Annotated in this window: 18 protein-coding genes; 16 read left to right on the top strand and 2 right to left on the bottom strand. The window is 41.6% G+C overall.

Annotation, left to right across the window (positions count from 1 at the left end):
- The first annotated feature begins 195 nt into the window (after positions 1-195).
- The 7 genes from F1644_RS01130 (at position 196) to F1644_RS01100 (ending at position 6,428) form a co-directional block, all read left to right on the top strand.
- Positions 196-1,215 (top strand): DHH family phosphoesterase, encoded by a 1,020-nt coding sequence (locus F1644_RS01130; protein WP_118302312.1) that lies wholly within the window; start codon positions 196-198, stop codon positions 1,213-1,215.
- Positions 1,216-1,228: 13 nt separating this feature from the next.
- Complete coding sequence (locus F1644_RS01125; RefSeq protein ID WP_087420267.1) at positions 1,229-1,558, top strand: DUF1904 family protein; 330 nt, start codon at positions 1,229-1,231, stop codon at positions 1,556-1,558.
- A gap of 104 nt (positions 1,559-1,662) precedes the next feature.
- A complete protein-coding gene (locus tag F1644_RS01120; protein ID WP_118302314.1) occupies positions 1,663-2,082 on the top strand; it encodes a MarR family winged helix-turn-helix transcriptional regulator in 420 nt (139 codons plus the stop codon).
- A 90-nt stretch (positions 2,083-2,172) separates the two neighbouring features.
- Positions 2,173-3,624, top strand: a complete 1,452-nt coding sequence (locus tag F1644_RS01115; protein WP_118302316.1) for an aminoacyl-histidine dipeptidase — start codon at positions 2,173-2,175, stop codon at positions 3,622-3,624.
- 110 nt (positions 3,625-3,734) lie between these two features.
- Positions 3,735-4,208, top strand: coding sequence for a GAF domain-containing protein (locus F1644_RS01110; protein WP_118594305.1), 474 nt, complete (start codon positions 3,735-3,737; stop codon positions 4,206-4,208).
- 113 nt (positions 4,209-4,321) lie between these two features.
- Entirely contained in the window at positions 4,322-5,083 is a 762-nt protein-coding gene (locus F1644_RS01105) for a tetratricopeptide repeat protein (protein ID WP_118302320.1), read from the top strand.
- Positions 5,084-5,291: 208 nt separating this feature from the next.
- Complete coding sequence (locus F1644_RS01100) at positions 5,292-6,428, top strand: hypothetical protein (protein WP_118302322.1); 1,137 nt, start codon at positions 5,292-5,294, stop codon at positions 6,426-6,428.
- Here F1644_RS01100 and F1644_RS01095 read toward each other — a convergent pair whose 3' ends face one another.
- Together F1644_RS01095 and F1644_RS01090 are read right to left on the bottom strand one after the other, a co-directional pair.
- Entirely contained in the window at positions 6,429-7,130 is a 702-nt protein-coding gene (locus F1644_RS01095) for a tetratricopeptide repeat protein (RefSeq protein ID WP_229128279.1), read from the bottom strand.
- 55 nt (positions 7,131-7,185) lie between these two features.
- Complete coding sequence (locus F1644_RS01090; protein WP_370819013.1) at positions 7,186-9,024, bottom strand: YgiQ family radical SAM protein; 1,839 nt, start codon at positions 9,022-9,024, stop codon at positions 7,186-7,188.
- Between the two features lie 83 nt (positions 9,025-9,107).
- On the opposite strand from F1644_RS01090, the gene rimO reads away from it, so the two are divergent.
- The 9 genes from rimO to F1644_RS01045 all read left to right on the top strand — a co-directional run bounded on the left by rimO (position 9,108) and on the right by F1644_RS01045 (position 20,823).
- Positions 9,108-10,397: a 30S ribosomal protein S12 methylthiotransferase RimO gene (gene rimO / locus F1644_RS01085; RefSeq protein ID WP_118302326.1), complete on the top strand. Its 1,290-nt coding sequence runs from the start codon at positions 9,108-9,110 to the stop codon at positions 10,395-10,397.
- A gap of 157 nt (positions 10,398-10,554) precedes the next feature.
- On the top strand, positions 10,555-12,738 hold the full coding sequence (locus F1644_RS01080) for a sodium-translocating pyrophosphatase (protein ID WP_118302328.1): 2,184 nt from the start codon (positions 10,555-10,557) through the stop codon (positions 12,736-12,738).
- Between the two features lie 240 nt (positions 12,739-12,978).
- Complete coding sequence (locus F1644_RS01075) at positions 12,979-13,581, top strand: nitroreductase family protein (protein WP_118302330.1); 603 nt, start codon at positions 12,979-12,981, stop codon at positions 13,579-13,581.
- A gap of 250 nt (positions 13,582-13,831) precedes the next feature.
- On the top strand, positions 13,832-16,369 hold the full coding sequence (locus F1644_RS01070) for a carboxypeptidase-like regulatory domain-containing protein (protein WP_189021487.1): 2,538 nt from the start codon (positions 13,832-13,834) through the stop codon (positions 16,367-16,369).
- 51 nt (positions 16,370-16,420) lie between these two features.
- A complete protein-coding gene (locus tag F1644_RS01065; RefSeq protein ID WP_118302332.1) occupies positions 16,421-17,479 on the top strand; it encodes a sensor histidine kinase in 1,059 nt (352 codons plus the stop codon).
- Positions 17,476-18,534 carry a sensor histidine kinase gene (locus F1644_RS01060; protein ID WP_118302334.1) on the top strand — a complete coding sequence of 353 codons (1,059 nt, stop codon included), beginning with the start codon at positions 17,476-17,478 and terminating at the stop codon, positions 18,532-18,534. Before F1644_RS01065 ends, F1644_RS01060 begins: the two co-directional genes overlap by 4 nt.
- On the top strand, positions 18,531-19,238 hold the full coding sequence (locus F1644_RS01055) for a LytR/AlgR family response regulator transcription factor (RefSeq protein ID WP_087420254.1): 708 nt from the start codon (positions 18,531-18,533) through the stop codon (positions 19,236-19,238). The genes F1644_RS01060 and F1644_RS01055 overlap by 4 nt, the downstream gene beginning before the upstream one ends.
- A gap of 166 nt (positions 19,239-19,404) precedes the next feature.
- The gene (locus F1644_RS01050) at positions 19,405-19,911 is read left to right on the top strand and encodes a sigma-70 family RNA polymerase sigma factor (protein ID WP_229782381.1); all 507 of its coding nucleotides are present in this window, start codon (positions 19,405-19,407) and stop codon (positions 19,909-19,911) included.
- A gap of 24 nt (positions 19,912-19,935) precedes the next feature.
- Positions 19,936-20,823 carry a FecR domain-containing protein gene (locus F1644_RS01045; RefSeq protein WP_118302338.1) on the top strand — a complete coding sequence of 296 codons (888 nt, stop codon included), beginning with the start codon at positions 19,936-19,938 and terminating at the stop codon, positions 20,821-20,823.
- Positions 20,824-20,861: the final 38 nt, after the last annotated feature.

Genomic DNA, 20,861 nt, shown 5'->3' with positions numbered 1-20,861 from the left:
AGAGCTTATACAATGGGGAATGGATAAGCAAAAGATGATCTCTGAACAAGCAACGAATAAGGGGTATTTTTTCCTTGGGATCTCGGCTATATTACTTCGAATTTTGGGTTTGTGAGTATTTAAATTCCATATTTTAGATGAGAAAAGCAGTTTTTTCCTATTTTTGCGAGAATTCATACTGAAAAGATAATACAAATGTACGAAACAATCATAGAAAGAATAAAGGAGAGGCTGGAAAGCAGAGATTTAAAGGCGGTTATCATTCCTCACATATCACCAGACGGAGATGCTGCCGGTTCATGTTCTGCCCTGTGGCAAGTGTTGGATCGGGTGGGAATACAGGCACAGTTGATGACGTGTGATTATATCCCGGATTATTTAAAGTGGTTGAAGCGTATTCCGGATGCAATATCTTTTCAGAATCGGCCTAAAGAATGTAAACATTGGTTACATCAAGCGGATATATTGTTCATGCTAGATCATAATACCGTGACCAGGGAAGGAGATTTGGAGCCTTTCGTGAAGGAGTTCAAAGGGGAGGTTATCATGATTGATCACCACCCGGATCCGGATGACGTGACGTATCGGATTTCGGACACGAGTGTTTCCTCCACGTGTGAATTACTTTATAATGTAATTTCCGGAGTATGGGGTAAAGAGATCATTGACACGGATATAGCGAATGCCATTTATACCGGGATTTCAACCGACACGGGAGGATTAAGTCACAATTCTTCTCATCCGGAAACGTATCGTGTGATTGCCGATTTGTTGGCATTAGGACTGAATAAAGACTACGTACACGAACAGCTTTATCAACGAAACACGCTTTCCCGGTTACGTCTGACGGGGAATTGCCTGTTGAATAAGCTGACGATTGACGAGCATTTTCCGGTGGCCACGATTCCGATCACGTTTCAGGAATTGGAATTATACAATTATAAAGACGGGGATCTGGAAGGATTAGTAAACATACCCTTGTCCATCGAGGATGTACTGGTTTCTATTCAGATTACCGAGCGTAAAGATAAAGTGAAGTTATCCTTCCGGTCAAAGGGCAATATCCCCGTGAACCTGTGGGCAAAAGAGTTTTTCAATGGTGGAGGACATTTAAATGCCGCCGGGGGACAAATGCCGTTGCCTTTGGATGACGTGGTGAAGAAGGTACGGGACACGGCGGAATGGTTCTTTAAGCAATTGAAAGTTGAGAATTGAAAATTGATTCGTTATGCCATTTTTAAGATTTCATGCAGTAGAAAAAAGTAGATTGGACTTGGTAGGGGAGCGATTGATCTCGGAGATTGTTCGCACCTTGGGATGTCCGAGAGAGACAGTTGTAATAGAAGCTATTGACTCTTCTTTTATTTCTGGACACGAGCAATTTCAGGCTTATCCTTTTGTGAAGGTGGAGTATTTTAAGCGTCCGTTGGAACAGCAGAATGCGGTGGCAAAGATTATTTTCGAGTGTCTGAAAGAGATCGGATACCCGGAAAGTGATGTCTATTTCTCTTTCTTGGAGAAGGATTGTTACTATGAAAACGGGGAAGTGATAAAGTAAAGATTACAAGATGGAAATAGAAAAAGCGGTAATATTTTTGCAGATATTGCCGCTTTTTTCAATAATAATAATTAAGTTTGTGCATAGTATAAAATGCAACGACTATGACGGAAGTAAGTGAATTAGTAGCTCTCTTGAGCAAGGCGGAAAGAGGTTACACCAAAGTTTTAAATCGCAGTTTCCAAAATGCCGGGTATGATCTTAGCCGGGAGCAGTATGAACTTCTGGAAGTGTTATGGGAACAGGATCACGTGAACCAGCAGAACATTTCCAAACGTCTCCAGAAGGATAAATACAATGTCACAAAACTATTGAACACCTTGCAAAAAAGAGGTTACGTGCAAAGAAAGATGGACAAAGATGATAAGCGGAGTAATTTCGTGGTACTAACTGAAAAAGGGGTAGAATCCCGTCATACGTTGCGCCAGATCGTGGAACAGGTTCACACGGATATAAGTTTTACTTTGTCCCCGCAGGAGCTGAAGTCCGCGATATGGGTGTTGAAAAAGTTGAATTTGCAATAGATCGCCTACGGCGAGTTGTAGGTTGCGAGTTAACAGGTTACAGGTTGAAATTTGAAATTATAAATCTAAAATTGTAAATCATAAATTGTTATGGGAGTTTTTGAAGGATTAAAACCAGAAGCAGTTTGGGGATATTTTGAAGAAATATGTCAGGTTCCCAGACCGTCAAAGAAAGAAGGTAAAATTATCGCTTATTTATTGGATTGGGCGAAGAAACACAATCTGGAGGCGAAACGGGATGATGCAGGCAATGTGTTGATTAAAAAGCCTGCAACAAAAGGAAAAGAGAATGCACCGACCGTGATTTTGCAGGCTCATATGGATATGGTTTGTGAGAAGAATTCAGATACGGTACATGATTTTGATAAAGATCCGATACAACCCTATGTGGATGGAGAATGGGTACGTGCTAAAGGAACCACTCTTGGTGCTGATGACGGGATTGGTATGGCGGCTCAGATGGCCGTGTTGACTTCTACCGACATCGCACATGGACCGATCGAATGTTTGTTTACCGTGGATGAAGAGACCGGGTTGACGGGTGCTTTTGCTCTGCAACCGGGATTCCTGAGCGGGAATATACTTTTGAATCTGGATTCGGAGGATGAAGGAGAGATGTTTATCGGTTGTGCCGGTGGTATCGATACCGTGATTAACATGGGCTACAAGACCGAGAAGACCCCAGTCGATTCTTTTGCCGTGAAGGTACAAGTGAAAGGACTTCAGGGGGGGCATTCCGGTGATGATATTAATAAAGGCAGGGGAAATGCCATCAAGATTCTGAACCGTTTCTTGTGGGATTTGAATGTAAAATACGGAATTCGTGTTTCCGTGTTTGAAGGAGGTAATCTGCGGAATGCTATCGCCCGTGAATCTTTTGCGGTGATCACGTTCCCCGAGCAGTACAAGGAAAACGTGAGAGTCGACTTTAATATATATAGTGCAGAAATGGAAAACGTGTGGAAAATCACGGAACCCGGTTTGCAGTTAGCATTAGAGTCTACGGATGTGCCAGAAAACGTGTTGACAAAAGAAAGTACGGATGCACTTGTAAACGCGTTGTACGCTTGTCCTCACGGGGTTTTCTCCATGAGTTACCGTATGCCGGGATTGGTTGAAACATCAACAAATCTGGCAGCTGTTAGATTCAACGAACCCAATAATATTTTGATCACCACTTCACAACGGAGTGACGTGAATTCGGAAAAATTCAATATCGCTAATATGGTTGAATCCGTGTTCACACTGGCAGGAGCCAAGGTTGAGCATGGGGAAGGGTACCCGGGTTGGGCACCGAATCCGGATTCTCCGGTGGTAAAAGTTGCCGTGGATTCTTACAAACGTCTGTTTGGTAAAGAACCGATCGTACGATCTATCCATGCCGGATTGGAATGCGGTTTGTTCTTGGAGAAATATCCGAACATGGATATGGTATCCTTCGGACCGACACTGAGAGGTGTTCACTCCCCGGATGAAAAGATTAATATTAAGACGGTACAGATGTGGTGGAGCCACTTGGTGGATATATTACAAAACCTGTAATAAGTTTGAAAGTTCATAAGGTTTATAAAGTGGAGAATGATTCCTTGATTTTATACTCTTAAAACCTTATGAACTTTACGAACCTTATAAACTTTATAAACATTCATTTTATGGAGACTTCAAGAAAACTGGCAAAATACGACCGGTTATATGATCAGATCAAGCAGTATATCCAGACCACGGAAGATATATGGGCCCGGTTGGCAACGATGGAGGCCGTATTGCATCATAAGATGCAGTCTTTTTTTTGGACAGGGGTATACGTGTTGGTTGACGGGGATTTAATTGTACGTTCCTACCAGGGGCCGGTGGCTTGTCAGAAACTCCGAAACGGGGGTGTTTGCTGGGCCGCGATCAACTCCGGGGATACGGTTATCGTGGATAACGTGGAAGAATTTCCGGGGCATATCGCTTGTAATGCCGCCTCGAAAAGTGAGATTGTAATCCCTTTGCGGGATCCCGAAGGCCGTATTTTTGGCTGTCTGGACGTGGATAGCGACCAGTTAGGGGCCTTTGACAGGGAAGATGAAGCAGGTTTAAAGAAAATTTTGTCTCTTCTTTATCAATCAGATAGCGTGAAATGATTCGAGAAATGTAAAAAATAAGTTAAGAGACTTTTGATTTTTCTTAATAGAGTGTTATCTTAGTGGGCATAAACAACGAATTTATTCATGTTAAACAAAAACACACGGAAAATATGAAGAAACTACTTTTATTTGTTCTAACGAGCTTGTTTGTAGGAGGGGCTCTATTTGCACAGACCGATGAATCCGGCAAAGTTAAGAATGAAGGTAATGCAGCTTGGAGAGCCAAGAATTATAAAGAGGCTTTTACCAAGTGGGAGCAATACCTGAAATTAATCGAATTCAAAGATGACGCAACGGTTTATAACGTGGCTGTTTGTGCAACTAAATTGAAAGATTATGCCAATGCCGAGAAATACTTTGGTATGTCTATCAAGAATAATTACAAAGTTGCCTCTTCTTATCTGGGAATGGCTGATGCTCAGGAGAACTTGAAAAAGATTCCGGAAATGTTGAAAACGTTACAGGACGGGATTAAAGCAACCCCGGGACAAAACGTGAAGTTGGAAAAAGCATATTCTGATTATTTTGCTAAAGAAGGTCAGAAATTCCAAAAAGCTAACGATATTGCCAAGGCTGCGGAAAATTTCACAAAGAGTAGTCAGGTTTCTAACAAACAATTGAAAGCACGCGGATTGTTGAGTTTAGGTACTCTTTATTTCAATAATGGGGCATCTATCCTTCAAAAAGCAACTCCTTATGCTACTTCTGAGAAAGAAAAATATGAAGCAGAAAAGGCAAAAGCTTTGGCTGATTTCAAGAAAGCCCAGGATTATCTGAAACAAGCTGCAACTGTTGAGCCGACAAATGAGGCTGTAAAAGAAACGCAAAAACAAGTGGCAGAGGCTATCGCACCACTAGTTGAAAAGAAATAAACTTTAGGTATAAAAGAAATAAAAGGATGTGTCAAAAGTTTTTGACACATCCTTTTTGTTTGTAAAGTCATTACTCATTTTAAATTTACGATTTTAGATTTTTCGGATTATTTAAAATATGATTGGCAATTAAGTTACTATTTTGCAAAAATATCGTTTGTTTTTTGTAAATTTGAATGAATTATTGGTGTAACTTAAAAGCGTGGGTATGGAGAAAGATTCTTTGGATAAAAAATTGCCTTGGGAAAATCGGTTATCTATATTTCGGTTTGTCCAGAATCCCCTAAAATATGTCACGGATGAAGATGAATTTGATTGCTTACCGGATCGGATTCCTTTACGACATGATGTAGGTATGTATTTTCCGGCGTATGACGATTACATGGATTATTATCAGTTTGACAAAGAGATTAATCCAGAATTTATCAAACGACTTGCAGATATGTTTCAGGCCTATGTAAATCGGGGAAATATAAATGCTAAAATCGAATTTTATAATCTATTGAAAGGTTTTCCCATTATTAATTATCACCGTGATTTTATAAATGAATTGGCCACGAGAAAAGTTGTGATCACTCCGCAAATGAAAGAATTAGGACGTTGGATGGTCATGGAAACTCCGGATAGGGAAGTGGTCAAGATGGGAATTATCTTGTTGGGGGTATCTCATGACATTGAAAGTATTCCATTGTTAAAGAGTATTGCCAAACATGGAGAGTTTACTTATTATGTAGGATTGGCATTATATGAAATGACCCCCCAATGGGATCTTATGCTGATTGATATTATAGAGCCTTTGTATTACTGGGGCCGGATTATGGCTGTGATTCTATTACTTGATTATTCACCCCGGGAAAAAGTGCGAAAATGGTGTGTTAGATATGGATTCCGGCACAATTATTTACCGGATTATAATATCGAAGACTGCATGAAACAAGGGAATGTTTTAAAGGATATGCGAGAAGAAGAGTGGGATGAACCATTATTACGTGCCGTACAAGCCTACGTGGTGTTTTTACTTGAAAATACTCGCTATACTCACGAAAATGGAGGGGAAGTTATTCGGTTATATCTAAAATACACGCTTGGGAAACGAAGAGGGTATGTACAGTTTCATATTATACAGTCATTATATAATTTTCTGAATGTAGCGAAGAACGATAAAACATTGGTAGAAAATCTTAATATATCGGAGGAAGATTATAGTGATATATGGATTGATGTACACGAAGAAGTCCAAAAGCCGTGGTTCCAGAAATTATTACATGAAGATTGCACATACAAAACTTATCCTTATACTACGCAAGATCGGTTAAAGAAGGTAATACAAGATCTTGGCGACTAATTAATAGTATTGCGAGATAATTTCTGCTGCTTTCGAGTAACCGAGGCGTTTTGAGATTTCCAAATCTTGAAGGGCTTCTTTGTAATTATCGACAATCAGCTTGGAAATAGCTCGGTTATAGTAGGCTCTGGCATTGGAAGGATCGATTTCAATGGAACGGGAGTAGCTTTCAATGGCATCGCTAAGTTGGCCTTTCTGGTGAAAGATGACCCCTCGGTTGAAATATACGGCACTTGATTTTAAGCCGAGGGAAATTGCCTTGTTGTAATCGGCGAGGGCTCCGTCTAAATCTTTCATTCCATAACGAACGATACCGCGGTAGTGGTATGCCTCCAATAAATCCGGCTGTAAGTTGATAGCGTGACTATAGTCCTGGATAGCTTGGGTTGGCTGACCGAGATTCTCGTATATGATTCCCCGGTTATAATAAGCTAGAGCATGATCAGGGACATTGGCTATCACGTAATTAATATCTTTAAGGGCCTCTTCATTTTGCTTGAGGTTCGCCCGGATAATAGCCCGGTTATAATAGGCGGAAAAGAAATCCGGGTCCAACGAGATCGCATGGTTGAACTCTTCCAAGGCTTTCCGGGGTTGCTCTCGGGTAATGTAGTCCATACCTCGCTGATTACTCTTCACGGCTTGGTGGTGAGTACACGAGGTGAATAGAAAAAATAACATTATCCAAGTATAATAGCGCATATTCCTTTTAATTACGTGATTCAAAGTTAATGATTAATCATGAAAAAATGAATATTTATTTATTTTTATTTGAATATAACCGTTTTACGAGATCCATTCTTTTCAGTTTCGTGAGGATACCGATAATTTCACTTTTGAATTCCCGTTTGTACCAGAAGAAAAATATGTTCTGGCGTTTTTTCTCGGTTTCTGTTTTGGCCGATTGAATTTTGCGCAGGGAGTAGGGATGAAAACCGGAATAGTACATATCCGTGGCTAATGTCATGGGAGTGGGGGTAAAATCCTGTACTTGTTCCAGCTTGAAATCCAATTCTTTGGTATTGATGGCCAAGTCAGCCATGTCCTCTAGGCTACATCCCGGATGAGACGAGATGAAGTAGGGTATAATCTGTTGTTTTAAATGCTCTTTGTTGTTGATGGCATTGAAACGAGCTGTCAGTTCCCGGAAAAGCTTGAACGAGGGTTTGCGCATCAGGTGTAGCACGTTGTCGGAACTGTGTTCCGGGGCGACTTTAAAGCGTCCGGACACGTGGTGTTTGATGACGGTTTCCAAGTATTCCCGGTTTATGGCGTCGATCTCTTTATTGCCCGTGCGATGCATGGAGAGATCGTACCGGATACCGGAACCCACAAAACAGTGTTTCACCCGAGTGTCTCTACGCACTTGGTTATATAGGTCTAAAAGGTGCGAATGGTTGGTGTTTAAGTTTTTACACACGGTCGGGTGTAGGCAGGACGGACGTTTGCATTGCTCACAAATACGATGATCTTTTCCCTTGATCATGTACATGTTGGCGGAAGGTCCTCCTAAATCGGTAATCGTTCCCTTGAAGTCGGGCATATCACAAACATGCTGAACCTCTCGCAAAATGGATGCCTCGGAACGGGATGCGATAAATTTTCCCTGATGGGCGGAAATCGTACAAAAGGCACATCCCCCGAAACAACCGCGATGCATGGTAATGGAATGGCGGATCATGTTATAAGCCGGAATCTCTTTACCCCGGTATTTAGGATGGGGCAAACGGGTAAACGGCAGATCGTAAATCGCATCTATTTCTGTCGTGGTCATGGGCGGGTAGGGCGGATTCACGATTATTAATTCATCTCCGATAGGTTGTATCAGTTTTGCGGCATGAATACTATTGGATTCTTCTTCGATATACCGGAAGTTTGTGGCATATTTTTGCTTGTCCGATAAACACTCTTCGTGAGAGGCGAGTGTGATGGTTTGCCATTTCTTGTTAGTGGCGTATTTCTCGTCTTTGTGCCTGATCACGGAGGTTTGCGGGATATTGGTTAAACTTTGAAAAGGAATACCTCTTTGCAGCATCCGGCAGATTTCGGTGAGAGGTTTCTCTCCCATACCATATACTAGCATATCTGCTTGGCTTTCATGAAGAATAGACGGTTTAAGTGAATCTTTCCAATAATCGTAGTGGGTGAAACGTCTTAAAGAGGCTTCTATCCCCCCGATAATGACGGGAGTGTCGGGAAAAAGTTCCTTTAATATCTTGGTGTAAACAATGGTCGGCATATCGGGGCGTGCGCCACTCCGGTTGCCGGGGGTGTAGGCATCATCTGAACGGCGTCTTTTAGCTGCCGTGTAGTGGTTTACCATGGAATCCATACAACCGGGACTGATTCCAAAAAATAAATTCGGTTTGCCCAATTTCTTGAAATCCCGTAAATCATCCTGCCAGTTGGGCTGGGGGACGATAGCTACGTTCAGTCCGAGAGATTCGAGAAGTCGCCCGATAACGGCCCCGCCAAAGGAAGGATGGTCCACGTAGGCATCTCCCGTGAAAAGAATGACATCAATACTTTTCCATCCCCGCTGTTCGACTTCTTTTTTGGTGGTCGGTAACCATTGTTGTATATTATAATCCATGATAGAGCATTTGCTTGAATTCCGCAGCAAAGATACGGAAAGTCGCTGAAGATTTTATTACCTTTGCCGGCAAATTAGAATATGGCATGAAGAAAGTAAATATTATCAGCTTGGGATGCTCCAAGAATTTAGTGGATACGGAGTTATTGATGAAACAACTGGAGAAGGCGGGGTATGGTGTTGAAGTGGATGTTGAAAACTCGAATGCGAAAATTGTTGTCATCAATACCTGCGGGTTTATCGGGGATGCGAAGGAAGAATCTATAAATACGATTTTGGAGCAAGTGGAACGGAAGCAGGAGGGGGAAGTTGAAAAGATATACGTTATGGGATGTTTATCCCAGCGCTATGATCAGGATTTAAAGAAAGAGATCCCGGAAGTGGATGCTTATTTCGGGAAATTCGATTGGAAAGGGATTCTTGCGGAATTGGGTAAAAGTTATGACGAGAAACTGCGGAACGAGCGCCATTTGACGACACCGAAACATTACGCTTATTTGAAAATATCCGAGGGATGTAATCGGGGATGTTCTTATTGTGCCATTCCAATTATGACGGGGGAATACAAATCACGTCCGTTCGAGGAGATTGTTGATGAAGCAGAACGGCTGGCCAAACAGGGGGTGAAGGAGTTGTTGGTGTTAGCACAGGATATTACCTATTACGGGATTGATAAATACGGAAAAAACAGGTTGGCTGAATTGGTGGACCGGATTGCAGATATACCGGGCATCGAGTGGATCAAATTGCATTATGCTTATCCGGCTGGGTTTCCCATGGAACTTCTTACCGTGATGCGGGAACGGAAAAACGTATGTAAGTATTTGGATATTGCTTTGCAACATTGTAGTGATCACATGCTAAAAATGATGCGAAGAGGGGTGACAAAACAACAGACGATAGATCTCATCAACAAGATTCGGGAAGAAGTGCCGGGGATTGCCTTGCGCACAACACTGATGGTCGGGCATCCCGGAGAGACGGAAGAGGATTACCAAGAACTGGAAGATTTTGTAAAAACGATGAAATTTGAACGTTTAGGGGTGTTCCCATATTCTCACGAGGATGACACGTATTGTGACAAGCATTATCAGGATGATGTACCCGAAGAGACGAAAAATAAACGGGCTGAAAAGTTGATGGCGTTACAAGAAGGGGTTATTGCCGCTATCAACGAATCATGCGTGGGAAAACGTTTTTTGGTTTTGATAGATCGGGTAGAAGGGGATTATTTTGTCGGACGTACGCAATATGATTCCCCGGAAGTGGATCAAGAAGTGTTCGTGACAAGTGGAAAAGCACTGCAAATAGGGGAGTTCTATGAAGTTCTTATTACCGAATCGGGACAATTCGAGCTTTATGCTAAATGTGAATAGTGATTTTTCAACAAGGGAAATCTATTTTTAGTTGTAAAAAAAATAAAAGATCGGGAATATTTTTTCATTTTTATTTGTACTTTTACTCATCAGGGTTCGTTTAAATCTTGACGAGTATTTTTTGTACGACTTTTACTAACTACAAATATATAATACCATGTTAAACGATCTATTTTGGATAGTACCTGTATGTGCTATTACCGCTCTCCTTTTCGCAAGGATCTTTTTTAAAGGGATGATGAAAGAGTCGGAAGGAACCGACACGATGAAACGTATTGCCGGGCATGTACGCAAAGGAGCTATGGCTTATCTGCGTCAGCAGTACCGGGTGGTAGCCCTTGTTTTTCTTGTTTTATGTGCGTTTTTTGCATGGATGGCTTACGGACCCCGTTTACAGAATCCGTGGGTATGGTTTGCATTCCTGACAGGAGGATTCTTTTCCGGATTAGCCGGTTATATCGGGATGAAAACAGCTACCTACGCATCTGCAAGAACAGCCAATGCTGCACGTAGGAGTTTGAATGACGGGCTGAAAGTTGCTTTCCGTTCGGGGGCAGTCATGGGATTGGTTGTTGTCGGTCTGGCTCTATTGGATATTTCTTTATGGTGGTTATTATTAGATTATTTTGTGGAAGAGGCTACAGAGACGGAAAAGGCGATCGTGATTACGACCACGATGCTGACTTTCGGAATGGGAGCATCCACGCAGGCACTTTTCGCCAGAGTGGGTGGAGGGATTTTCACGAAGGCAGCGGATGTCGGTGCGGACTTGGTAGGTAAAGTGGAAGCCGGAATTCCGGAGGATGATCCTCGTAATCCGGCAACTATCGCGGATAACGTGGGGGATAACGTGGGAGATGTGGCCGGAATGGGTGCCGATCTTTACGAGTCTTATTGTGGTTCGATACTGGCGACGGCAGCGCTAGGAGCTGCGGCATTCCGTATGGAGCCAGATGCACAATTTAATGCGATATTGGCTCCGATGTTGATTGCTGCATTCGGGGTGATCTTATCATTGCTCGGTATATTTCTGGTAAAGACGAAAGAAGGAGCCTCTCAGCAACAATTATTGCGGGCCCTTGATCGGGGGATTAACGTGAGTTCCTTGTTAATCGTGGGAGCCAGTTTCTTGGTGATTCATTTGCTCGGTTTGAGTTATTGGATATGCGGATCAGTGATCGTGGGGTTGGTAACGGGTATTATTATCGGGAAAGCGACGGAATATTACACTTCTCATGCTTATAAACCGACACAAGATATTGCTAAAAGTTCGGAAACGGGTCCCGCAACTGTGATTATCAAGGGAATTGGAACTGGAATGATTTCAACGGCCATCCCAGTACTTACGATTGTTGCGGGTATTATTCTCTCGTTCCTGTTTGCGGCAGAATTTAGTTTTGCCAATATGTCCATGGGATTGTATGGTGTGGGTATCGCAGCAGTGGGAATGCTTTCCACGTTAGGTATAACCTTGGCCACGGATGCTTACGGACCGATTGCTGATAATGCCGGGGGTAACGCTGAAATGAGTCAGTTGGGAGAGGAAGTCCGTCACCGTACGGATGCGCTGGATGCACTGGGTAACACGACGGCTGCCACGGGTAAAGGATTTGCTATCGGATCGGCTGCATTGACTGGGTTAGCATTGATAGCCTCTTATATCGAGGAAATTAAGATCGGTTTGTTGCGGATGGGTGAGGAAGTGTTGAAGATTGGAGACAACGTGGTACGGACGGCTGATGCCACGTTGACGGATTTCATGAATTACTATGATGTTACTTTGATGAATCCGAAGGTGTTGTCCGGAATCTTCATCGGTTCGATGATGGCTTTCGTGTTCTGTGGTTTGACCATGAATGCGGTAGGGCGTGCTGCCCAGAAAATGGTGAATGAAGTCCGTCGGCAATTCCGGGAAATCAAGGGAATTATGACAGGGGAAGGAGAACCGGATTACGCTAAATGCGTGGAGATTTCCACGAAAGGGGCTCAACATGAAATGGTTTTCCCGTCTTTGTTGGCAATTATTATTCCGGTTGTCATGGGATTGATCTTTGGCGTTTCGGGTGTGATCGGGTTATTGGCCGGAGGATTGGGTACCGGGTTCGTGCTGGCTATTTTCATGGCAAATTCAGGTGGAGCTTGGGATAATGCTAAAAAGTATATTGAAGAAGGTAACCTTGGTGGTAAAGGTTCTGATAATCATAAAGCAACAGTTATCGGCGACACCGTGGGCGACCCGTTTAAGGATACTTCCGGACCGAGTTTGAATATTCTGATTAAATTGATGAGCATGGTGGCTATCGTGATGGCCGGGGTGACTTGTGCGTTTAGTCTTTTATAATATTTTATACTACTCCCTCCAACTCCCTCTTGCACAAGGAGAGTTGGAGGGAGTAGTATAAAATATTAAAAGTTTATTCTCATTATTCAAATTGCATTATTCAAAATGAATAATGGGGAAAAGATATGATTACGGAGAGAATAAAGTATTATTGTAATGTTTTTTAATTTGATTTATTCTAAATAATCTAACCTTTTCAGAAAAAATGCGTATATTGTAGAAAATAAATCATTGAGATATATGGAAAGAAAATTTAAAGAAGCTTTGGCACATAGGAGAAGTTATTATGCTCTCTCGAATAAATCACTTATTTCTAACGAAGAGATAGAGGAAATCGTAAAATTTGCTGTTAAAAATATACCGTCAGCATTTAATTCTCAATCAACGAGAGTGGTGCTTTTATTAGGTGATCAACATACGAAACTGTGGGATATCGTAAAAGATACGTTGCGGGAAATAGTTTCCGCAGAGGCTTTCAAATCGACTGAAAACAAAATTGATAAATCCTTTGCATCCGGTTACGGTACGGTGCTTTTCTTTGAAGAGCGGATGATCGTGGAAGGCCTGCAAAAATCATTTCCGACTTATCAGGATAGATTCCCGGTATGGTCACAGCACACTTCGGCAATGCACCAACTGGCGGTGTGGACCATGTTGGAAGATGCCGGATTCGGAGCTTCATTACAGCATTACAATCCATTGATTGATGAAGCGGTAGCTAAGGAATGGCAATTACCGGAAACTTGGGAATTAATCGCCCAGATGCCTTTCGGAGCGCCTTTACAAGAACCCGGGGCTAAAGAGTTTAATCCGATAGAGGAAAGAGTGCGTATTTTTAAATAATTTTCACGATAAAAATCTTTAAGGCTAACTTCATGGAGGCGGGTGGTTACTACCCGCCTCCATGATGATTGGTTTATTTCTACTTAATCTACTCCCTTAATTTCATTGGGTTAATTTGAACCGATTTCATGGAACAAATGTAACAGAATTCTTAATATACTTTTGTTTCGTATACAAAACCGGGTGTTTTGTCTCTTTTCTTTAAATCACTTCTGCCCTGAGTCTATTTTTGTCCCGTAATCAAAAAGTATTGGATATGAATAAGACGGAAATAATAACAGAAGTATCACAAATGACAAGTGTAAGTGTAACAGACTGCGAGAAGGTTTTAGACGCCTTAGAAGAAGTTTTAGGGGGAGAACTGAATCGTAAAGGATGGAAAAACGGGCTTTTTGACATGATTTTCCAAATCATGAGCAAGATTAAAAGCAAGAAAAGAATCATCGGCATATATTTTCTCCTTTTCATGTTATCTGTGAATGTATGGGGACAGAAAGAGGGACGAATTTTAACCCAGAGTGTACGAGGACGGGTGATTGACGCCGCATCGGGTTATCCGGTAGCTTATGCATCCGTGTATCTCATGGGGAAAACGGAGGTCGGTGGAGTAACGGATTCCCTAGGCCGTTTTGTCATCAAGAATGTCCCGATCGGCCGACACGATATACGGGCTTCTTTCGTGGGATACGAGCCAACTATTTTCCGGGAGATACTGGTAACTTCCTCAAAAGAAGTCTATTTGACCATTCCATTGAAAGAAAGCATTAAAGAACTGGATGAAGTGATGGTTCGACCACAATTGAATAAAGAACAACCATTAAACAAGATGGTCACCACGGGAGCCCGGATGCTCAGCGTGGAGGAGGCAAGCCGATATGCCGGGGGAATGGATGATCCGGCCCGCTTGGTAAGTTCCTTTGCCGGGATTTCTCCCAGTATGTCAACGAATGGAATATCCATTCACGGAAATGCTCCGCATTTATTGCAATGGAAACTGGAAGACGTGGAAATCCCGAATCCCAATCACTTCGCAGATTTGTCCATTCTTGGCGGGGGAATTTTATCCGGGTTAAGTAGTCTCGTACTGGGTAATTCGGATTTCTTTACCGGAGCTTTTCCCGCGGAGTACGATAATGCCGTGTCGGGAGTCTTTGACATGAAGCTACGTAACGGGAATAATCAAAAGATCGAGAATACGTTTCAGATCGGCTTATTAGGAATTGATTTTGCCTCGGAGGGGCCTTTGACCCGAAAACACAATTCTTCTTACATTTTCAATTATCGTTATTCCACCACGGGATTGCTGGGGAACATCGGGGCTGTTGATATTGACGGGACTTTGGATTATCAGGATTTGAATTTCAAATTGAATCTGCCGACACGTAAAGCGGGTGTCTTCTCGATTTGGGGAACAGCCTTGATAGACAAGTCAAAAGGAGATTTTGAGGAGAACACGGACAAGTGGGAATCGATTGGTGACATGATGAAATCCAGTACCAAACAATACATGGGAGCCGGTGGTATTAGTCACCGCTATTTCTTTAACAACGAGACACAACTGAAAACGACGTTAGCGGTTACCTACTTCAAACACGAGGGGACGATGACAAGTTATGACTGGAATTTGAATTCGGCACCATTCCTCGATTTAAACCGGAGTAATACGAACTTGATATTCACCACTGCCATTACCCGGAAATTCAGTGCCAAGTTCACGAATAAAACAGGGATAACCTACACGAAGATGTATTACGACATGGACATGAATCTGGCCCCCCATCAAATGCATCCCATGGAATTAATTTCCCAAGGTAAAGGAAACACGGATTTAATATCCGGTTACACGAGTTCATCTATCGGCATAAGCGAACAGGTCACTTTAAACGTGGGAGTTAACGCACAGGTCCTGACACTGAATAATAGCTGGACTCTGGAACCCCGGGCCGGGATTAAATGGCAATTTTCACCGAAGAGTTCTTTTGCTCTCGCTTACGGGTTACATAGCCGGATGGAAAAAATGGACGTTTATTTCGTGAAAACACAAGGTACGGGTGATCGTTCCGTGAATAAAGACTTGGGATTCACGAGGGCGCATCACGTGATGTTATCGTATGGTTTCAAAGTATCGGATAACATGAATATGAAAATAGAACCTTATTTCCAACAATTGTATGATGTACCTGTTATTTCCGACAGCTCTTATTCCGTGCTGAATAGACGAGATTTTTACGTGGAGAACGCTCTGGTCAACCGGGGGAAAGGACGTAATATCGGGGTAGACATCACGCTGGAACGCTATTTAAACAAGGGACTTTATTACATGGTGACGGCATCCATTTTTGATTCAAAATATTATGGGGGAGACCGGAAATGGCGTAACACGTTGTATAATCGGAATTTTATTGTCAACGTGTTGGGTGGCAAGGAATGGATGGTCGGGCGTGACAGGCAAAATATGTTCAGTGTGAACTTTAAAATAACTTTGCAAGGGGGAGACCGCTATGCCCCCGTGGATGAAGTAGCCACGTTACTCGATCCGGACCGGGAAGTGCAATATGATGAAACGAAGGCTTTTTCCAAACAATTCTCACCGATGTTTATCACGAATTTCTCCGTGGGGTATAAAATCAACCGGAAAAAGGTGTCACACGAATTCTCGATCAAGTCCTTGAACACGACGGGATGCGAAGAATATTACGGGCATGAGTATAATTTTAAGACCGATAAGATAAAACCCATCCGTGGAGCCACCTCTTTGCCGAATGTCAGTTATAAATTAGAATTTTAATCCGATTTAGGAATAAGATCGTAACTTTGTAACCATCAAATAAAACCTCGAATGTTTAAAATCAACACGGAAGGACAGGCTTTCCTATATAATCTTCTGGTAAATTCGAAATTCCGGATCTGGCGACATATTCTGTTTATCGTGTCACTTGCTGCCATTTCTTTTAACCAGACGTATGTTATCTTCCAACCGGAAATTCCAGCACTTGGAATAAGGCTCTACTGGATTGCCCTGGGGAATTTGGCCTCCTACTTGGCCGTGGCCTATTTGAATATCTACGTGTTGGTACCCCGGTATCTCATGCAGAAGAGATACCTAACGTATACAGTCATGATATTTGGTACCGTGCTGGTGCTTTTATGGATACAGACAATCATTGAAGATACGGCACGAATTTGGTTGGGACAGCGTGCAGGAAACATCCTGGAACCAGTATTCATTTTAAATTATATCTCCTCTTTTGCCACCGTAACCTTGTGTATGCTGGGAGGTTCAATCACGATCGTATTAAAACATTGGATGACAGAAAATAACCGGGTAAACCAACTGGAAAGAATTCATGTGCAGTCGGAAGTGGAGCAATTGAAAGCCCAAGTCAATCCTCAGTTACTTTTTAATGTGCTTAACCGTACTGCAGTTTTGGCAAAAAGTGAACCGAAGGAGGCATCCGGGATGTTATTGGAGTTAAGCCAGATTCTGAGATACCAACTCTATGATTGTAGTCGGAAAGCGGTGTTATTAAAGGCTGAAATAGATTTTTTGACAAACTATCTCGCTTTGGAACAGGTGTATTCCCATCGTTTTCAATACATGGTTTCAGCCGAAGGGGAGGTGCATCGGATATTTGTCCCTCCCTTGTTGTTCCTTCCTTTCGTGCAACAAGCCGTGATTCAGATATACAGTCAGCCTGTATTTGGCTCGATTGATCTAAATTTTCATGTGAATGGGAATGAGATTCAATTTGTTTGCTCTTTTGATAATGGGAATTTACTGCATCCGGATGACTTTTCGAAAATCAGGCAGAGACTGAAATTGCTATATGGAAACGATTATACCTTATCTGTTGCTAAAAGGACAATTATGTTGAAACTTAAAATACAGAAACCATGAGTAATTTGATTGATAATCACGTTCCGGATTTCCTGTTATCTCCACGTTTTAAGTTCGTGAGACATTTTCTGTTACTATTAACTCTTGCCTGTATCACAATTAGTATATTTGCCAATCAATCAGGGGAGTTAGTGTTGACTTGGGAACGTTTTTACGGGTGGGTATTTTATTTTTTGCTTACCAGTGTGATCATTTACTTTAATTTATATGTGTTAGCCCCTCGTTTTTTAATAAAGGGCCGATTATTGAAATATCTGGCATCCATGTTGGTACTGACATCATTCTCGCTTGTATTTATCGCAATTTTGCAGATGAATGTTCAAGAGGTTAGTGCAAATTACGAGGATGGAAATCCATATATCATATTAAACATGATCACGTCAATTATTTCGTTTGGGTTACTAATATTCGGAACGTCGGCTTTGCTACTATTTAAATACTGGATCGGTTACAGCCAACGAATAGACGAACTGGCCTCTTCGACATTACAATCCGAATTGAAATTTCTCAAGAAACAAATCAACCCACATTTTCTATTCAATATGCTGAATAATGCTAACGTGCTGATCAAGAAAAATCCAGAAGAAGCCTCCCGGGTGCTTTTCAAGCTTGAAGATATGTTGCGTTACCAAATTAACGACAGTGCGAAAGAACAGGTGTTGTTGAGTTCTGAGATCCATTTTTTGAATGACTTTCTGAATCTGGAGAAGGTTCGACGGGATAAATTCGAGTATGTTATTTCCAAAGAAGGAGATATTAGTGAGGTATGGTTGCCACCATTATTGTTTATTCCTTTCGTGGAGAATGCCGTGAAACATAACGTGGATAGCGAGAATTCATCGTATGTCTATCTCGGTTTTAAGGTCTGGGATAAACAACTGGAATTTCAATGTATAAATTCAAAGCCTAAAATCGCTTTACGGAAAAATGAAGTGGGAGGGTTGGGACTAAAGAATATAAAGCGCAGGTTGGAATTGCTGTTTCCGGAACGTTACACGTTGGAGATAGAAGAAAGTGAAATAAGTTATACCGTATATTTACATTTGATATTATGAATTGTATTATTGTTGATGATGAACCGTTAGCCCGTGAGGCGATAGAAATACTGGTAAAAGATACGAGTCAACTAAATCTGACGGGTATGTTTAATAATGCTATCGGAGCATCAAAGTTCATGGAAGAGAATCCGGTAGACTTAATCTTTTTGGATATTCAGATGCCGGGAATCACGGGTATCGAGTTCGCTCACAATATATCCAAGAGAACGTTGGTCATTTTCACCACGGCTTACACGGAATATGCTTTGGATAGTTACGAGGTCGACGCTATCGACTATTTAATTAAACCGGTTGATCCGGAACGCTTTCACAAGGCTGTCAACAAGGCAATTGCTTACCATTCTTTATTATTAAAAGAAGAGAAAGAAAATATCGAGGCAGGTAACACGGAATACTTCTTCGTAAAGTCTGAAAGACGCTACTTTAAAATAAATTACAAGGATATTCTATTCATCGAGGGACTGAAAGATTACGTGATCATCCAATTGGATGAACAACGGGTGATTACCCGAATGAATCTAAAGAATATATTTGAGTTATTACCCAAGCATGATTTCTTACGAGTCAATAAATCCTATATCGTAAATACTAAGCATATAGACTCCTTTGACAACAACGATATTTTCATTAAAACACATGAAATAGCTATTGGAAACACCTATCGGGATGCCTTTTTCGAGGCGTTTATGAGGATGGGGTAGTTTTGCTATATATGGCTTTCCCAATTTGTGAGACACCATCTCACAAATTATTATTTCTAATATTATACAATATAGTTGTTATTTAGAAAATTATTATTTTCTAAATAACTTATTGCTTTTATATATTTAAGTACATTTGCGAATGTGTATGTGTAAAACTATTCTTATGTCTATAAGCTCTACTATTTTAGAGAAATATTTTAACAAGTTGTACCGACCGTTATGCTTGTATGCCTTAAATATAACCGAATCATACGAGGAGTCGGAGGATATTGTACAACAGATCTTCGTGGAATTGTTGGAAAAGGCGGTTGCTGGAAGTTTGGAAGTGGGAGACATGAAGGGATATTTATACACGGTGGTACGGAATCGGGCGGTGAAATATGCGAAAAAGAATCAGGAAAAAGTTTCCGTGGAAAGTGCAATGTACTTGACAGACGAGAATGCCTTATCCATATCGGTAGAGGAGGAGGCTTTAGTTTGGGATTGGATAGACGCTTTACCTACTGAACGACGGAATATATTTTTGATGGCAAAACAGCAAGGCATGAAATACAAGGAGATTGCCATACAACTGGATATTTCGGTTAAAACTGTTGAAGGGCAAATGGGAAAAGCATTGAAGGCTTTGAGAGATAAAGCAATAAAAATCTATTTGTTCTTCTTCGGATAAAATAATCTCGTAAACATAGGGAGTATGAAAAATGAATTACTAGCAAAATATATTCTTGGTGAGGCGAACACGAAAGAAGGGCAAAGAGTGGAAGAATGGTTGGGGGAAAGTGAAGACCACCAACGAGAATTTCGACAACTCAAGCGCCGTATAGAATTAGGTTCTAAGCGTTACAAATATGGAGTTTTTGCCCCCCGACAGGCAATACAAAAAGTGAAATTCCCTGCGAAGACGCACTACTTGCGAATTTTGCCAGTAGCTGCCTCTATCATTGTTTTAATATTCGGTGTATTATGGTTTTGGAATAAATCGTCACTTCAGGAAACGGTTTTACTCTCCCGGACCGGGGAAACAAAAGTATTTTATTTACCGGATAGTTCCCGTGTAATGCTAAGCGGAGATAGCCGTTTGACTTATAATGCTCAATTCGGAAAGACAAATCGAGAACTTTCCCTACGGGGAGAGGCATTTTTCCAAGTAAAACGGGACACGAGCAAACCTTTTATCGTGGAAACATCTTTAATTCAGGTAGAAGTATTGGGTACTTCCTTTCAAGTGATTGCTCAAAAACTTCAAGCTGAAGTAGCCGTGGAAAAAGGACGGGTGAAAGTTACCACCCAAGATAAAAAACAAGAAAGTATCCTTGAAACCGGAATGTCCGTTAAGTATGGGAAAAAGGATAGGAAATTAATGATCTCCACGAAAGAAGATAAAGGGGAACAACAAATCCTTAAATTTGATAACGCCCCCTTATCTGAAGTCATCGAAACGCTGAATGAATACTATGGTAGTCACGTAACACTACCCGCGGACTACGCAACTCTCCGGATAACCGTTGTTTTTAAAGAAGTTTCATTGGAGGAAGCGATCGAGATTATTAACAGGACTTTGGATATTCAATTGACGATTTAAGTATGCGTGCCGGGCTTATACTTATCTTGTTGATCTTT

The sequence above is a fragment of the Butyricimonas paravirosa genome (genome assembly GCF_032878955.1).
Classification (GTDB): Bacteria; Bacteroidota; Bacteroidia; order Bacteroidales; family Marinifilaceae; genus Butyricimonas; species Butyricimonas paravirosa.
The sequence above is the reverse complement of the archived record's forward strand: the minus strand, read 5'-3'. Positions and strand labels throughout refer to the sequence as shown.

Coding starts and splice junctions, on each gene's coding strand:
- F1644_RS01130 (WP_118302312.1), top strand. CDS start 196: ATGTACGAAACAATCATAGAAAGAATAAAGGAGAGGCTGGAAAGCAGA.
- F1644_RS01125 (WP_087420267.1), top strand. CDS start 1,229: ATGCCATTTTTAAGATTTCATGCAGTAGAAAAAAGTAGATTGGACTTG.
- F1644_RS01120 (WP_118302314.1), top strand. CDS start 1,663: ATGACGGAAGTAAGTGAATTAGTAGCTCTCTTGAGCAAGGCGGAAAGA.
- F1644_RS01115 (WP_118302316.1), top strand. CDS start 2,173: ATGGGAGTTTTTGAAGGATTAAAACCAGAAGCAGTTTGGGGATATTTT.
- F1644_RS01110 (WP_118594305.1), top strand. CDS start 3,735: ATGGAGACTTCAAGAAAACTGGCAAAATACGACCGGTTATATGATCAG.
- F1644_RS01105 (WP_118302320.1), top strand. CDS start 4,322: ATGAAGAAACTACTTTTATTTGTTCTAACGAGCTTGTTTGTAGGAGGG.
- F1644_RS01100 (WP_118302322.1), top strand. CDS start 5,292: ATGGAGAAAGATTCTTTGGATAAAAAATTGCCTTGGGAAAATCGGTTA.
- F1644_RS01095 (WP_229128279.1), bottom strand. CDS start 7,130: ATGCGCTATTATACTTGGATAATGTTATTTTTTCTATTCACCTCGTGT.
- rimO (WP_118302326.1), top strand. CDS start 9,108: ATGAAGAAAGTAAATATTATCAGCTTGGGATGCTCCAAGAATTTAGTG.
- F1644_RS01080 (WP_118302328.1), top strand. CDS start 10,555: ATGTTAAACGATCTATTTTGGATAGTACCTGTATGTGCTATTACCGCT.
- F1644_RS01075 (WP_118302330.1), top strand. CDS start 12,979: ATGGAAAGAAAATTTAAAGAAGCTTTGGCACATAGGAGAAGTTATTAT.
- F1644_RS01065 (WP_118302332.1), top strand. CDS start 16,421: ATGTTTAAAATCAACACGGAAGGACAGGCTTTCCTATATAATCTTCTG.
- F1644_RS01060 (WP_118302334.1), top strand. CDS start 17,476: ATGAGTAATTTGATTGATAATCACGTTCCGGATTTCCTGTTATCTCCA.
- F1644_RS01055 (WP_087420254.1), top strand. CDS start 18,531: ATGAATTGTATTATTGTTGATGATGAACCGTTAGCCCGTGAGGCGATA.
- F1644_RS01050 (WP_229782381.1), top strand. CDS start 19,405: ATGTCTATAAGCTCTACTATTTTAGAGAAATATTTTAACAAGTTGTAC.
- F1644_RS01045 (WP_118302338.1), top strand. CDS start 19,936: ATGAAAAATGAATTACTAGCAAAATATATTCTTGGTGAGGCGAACACG.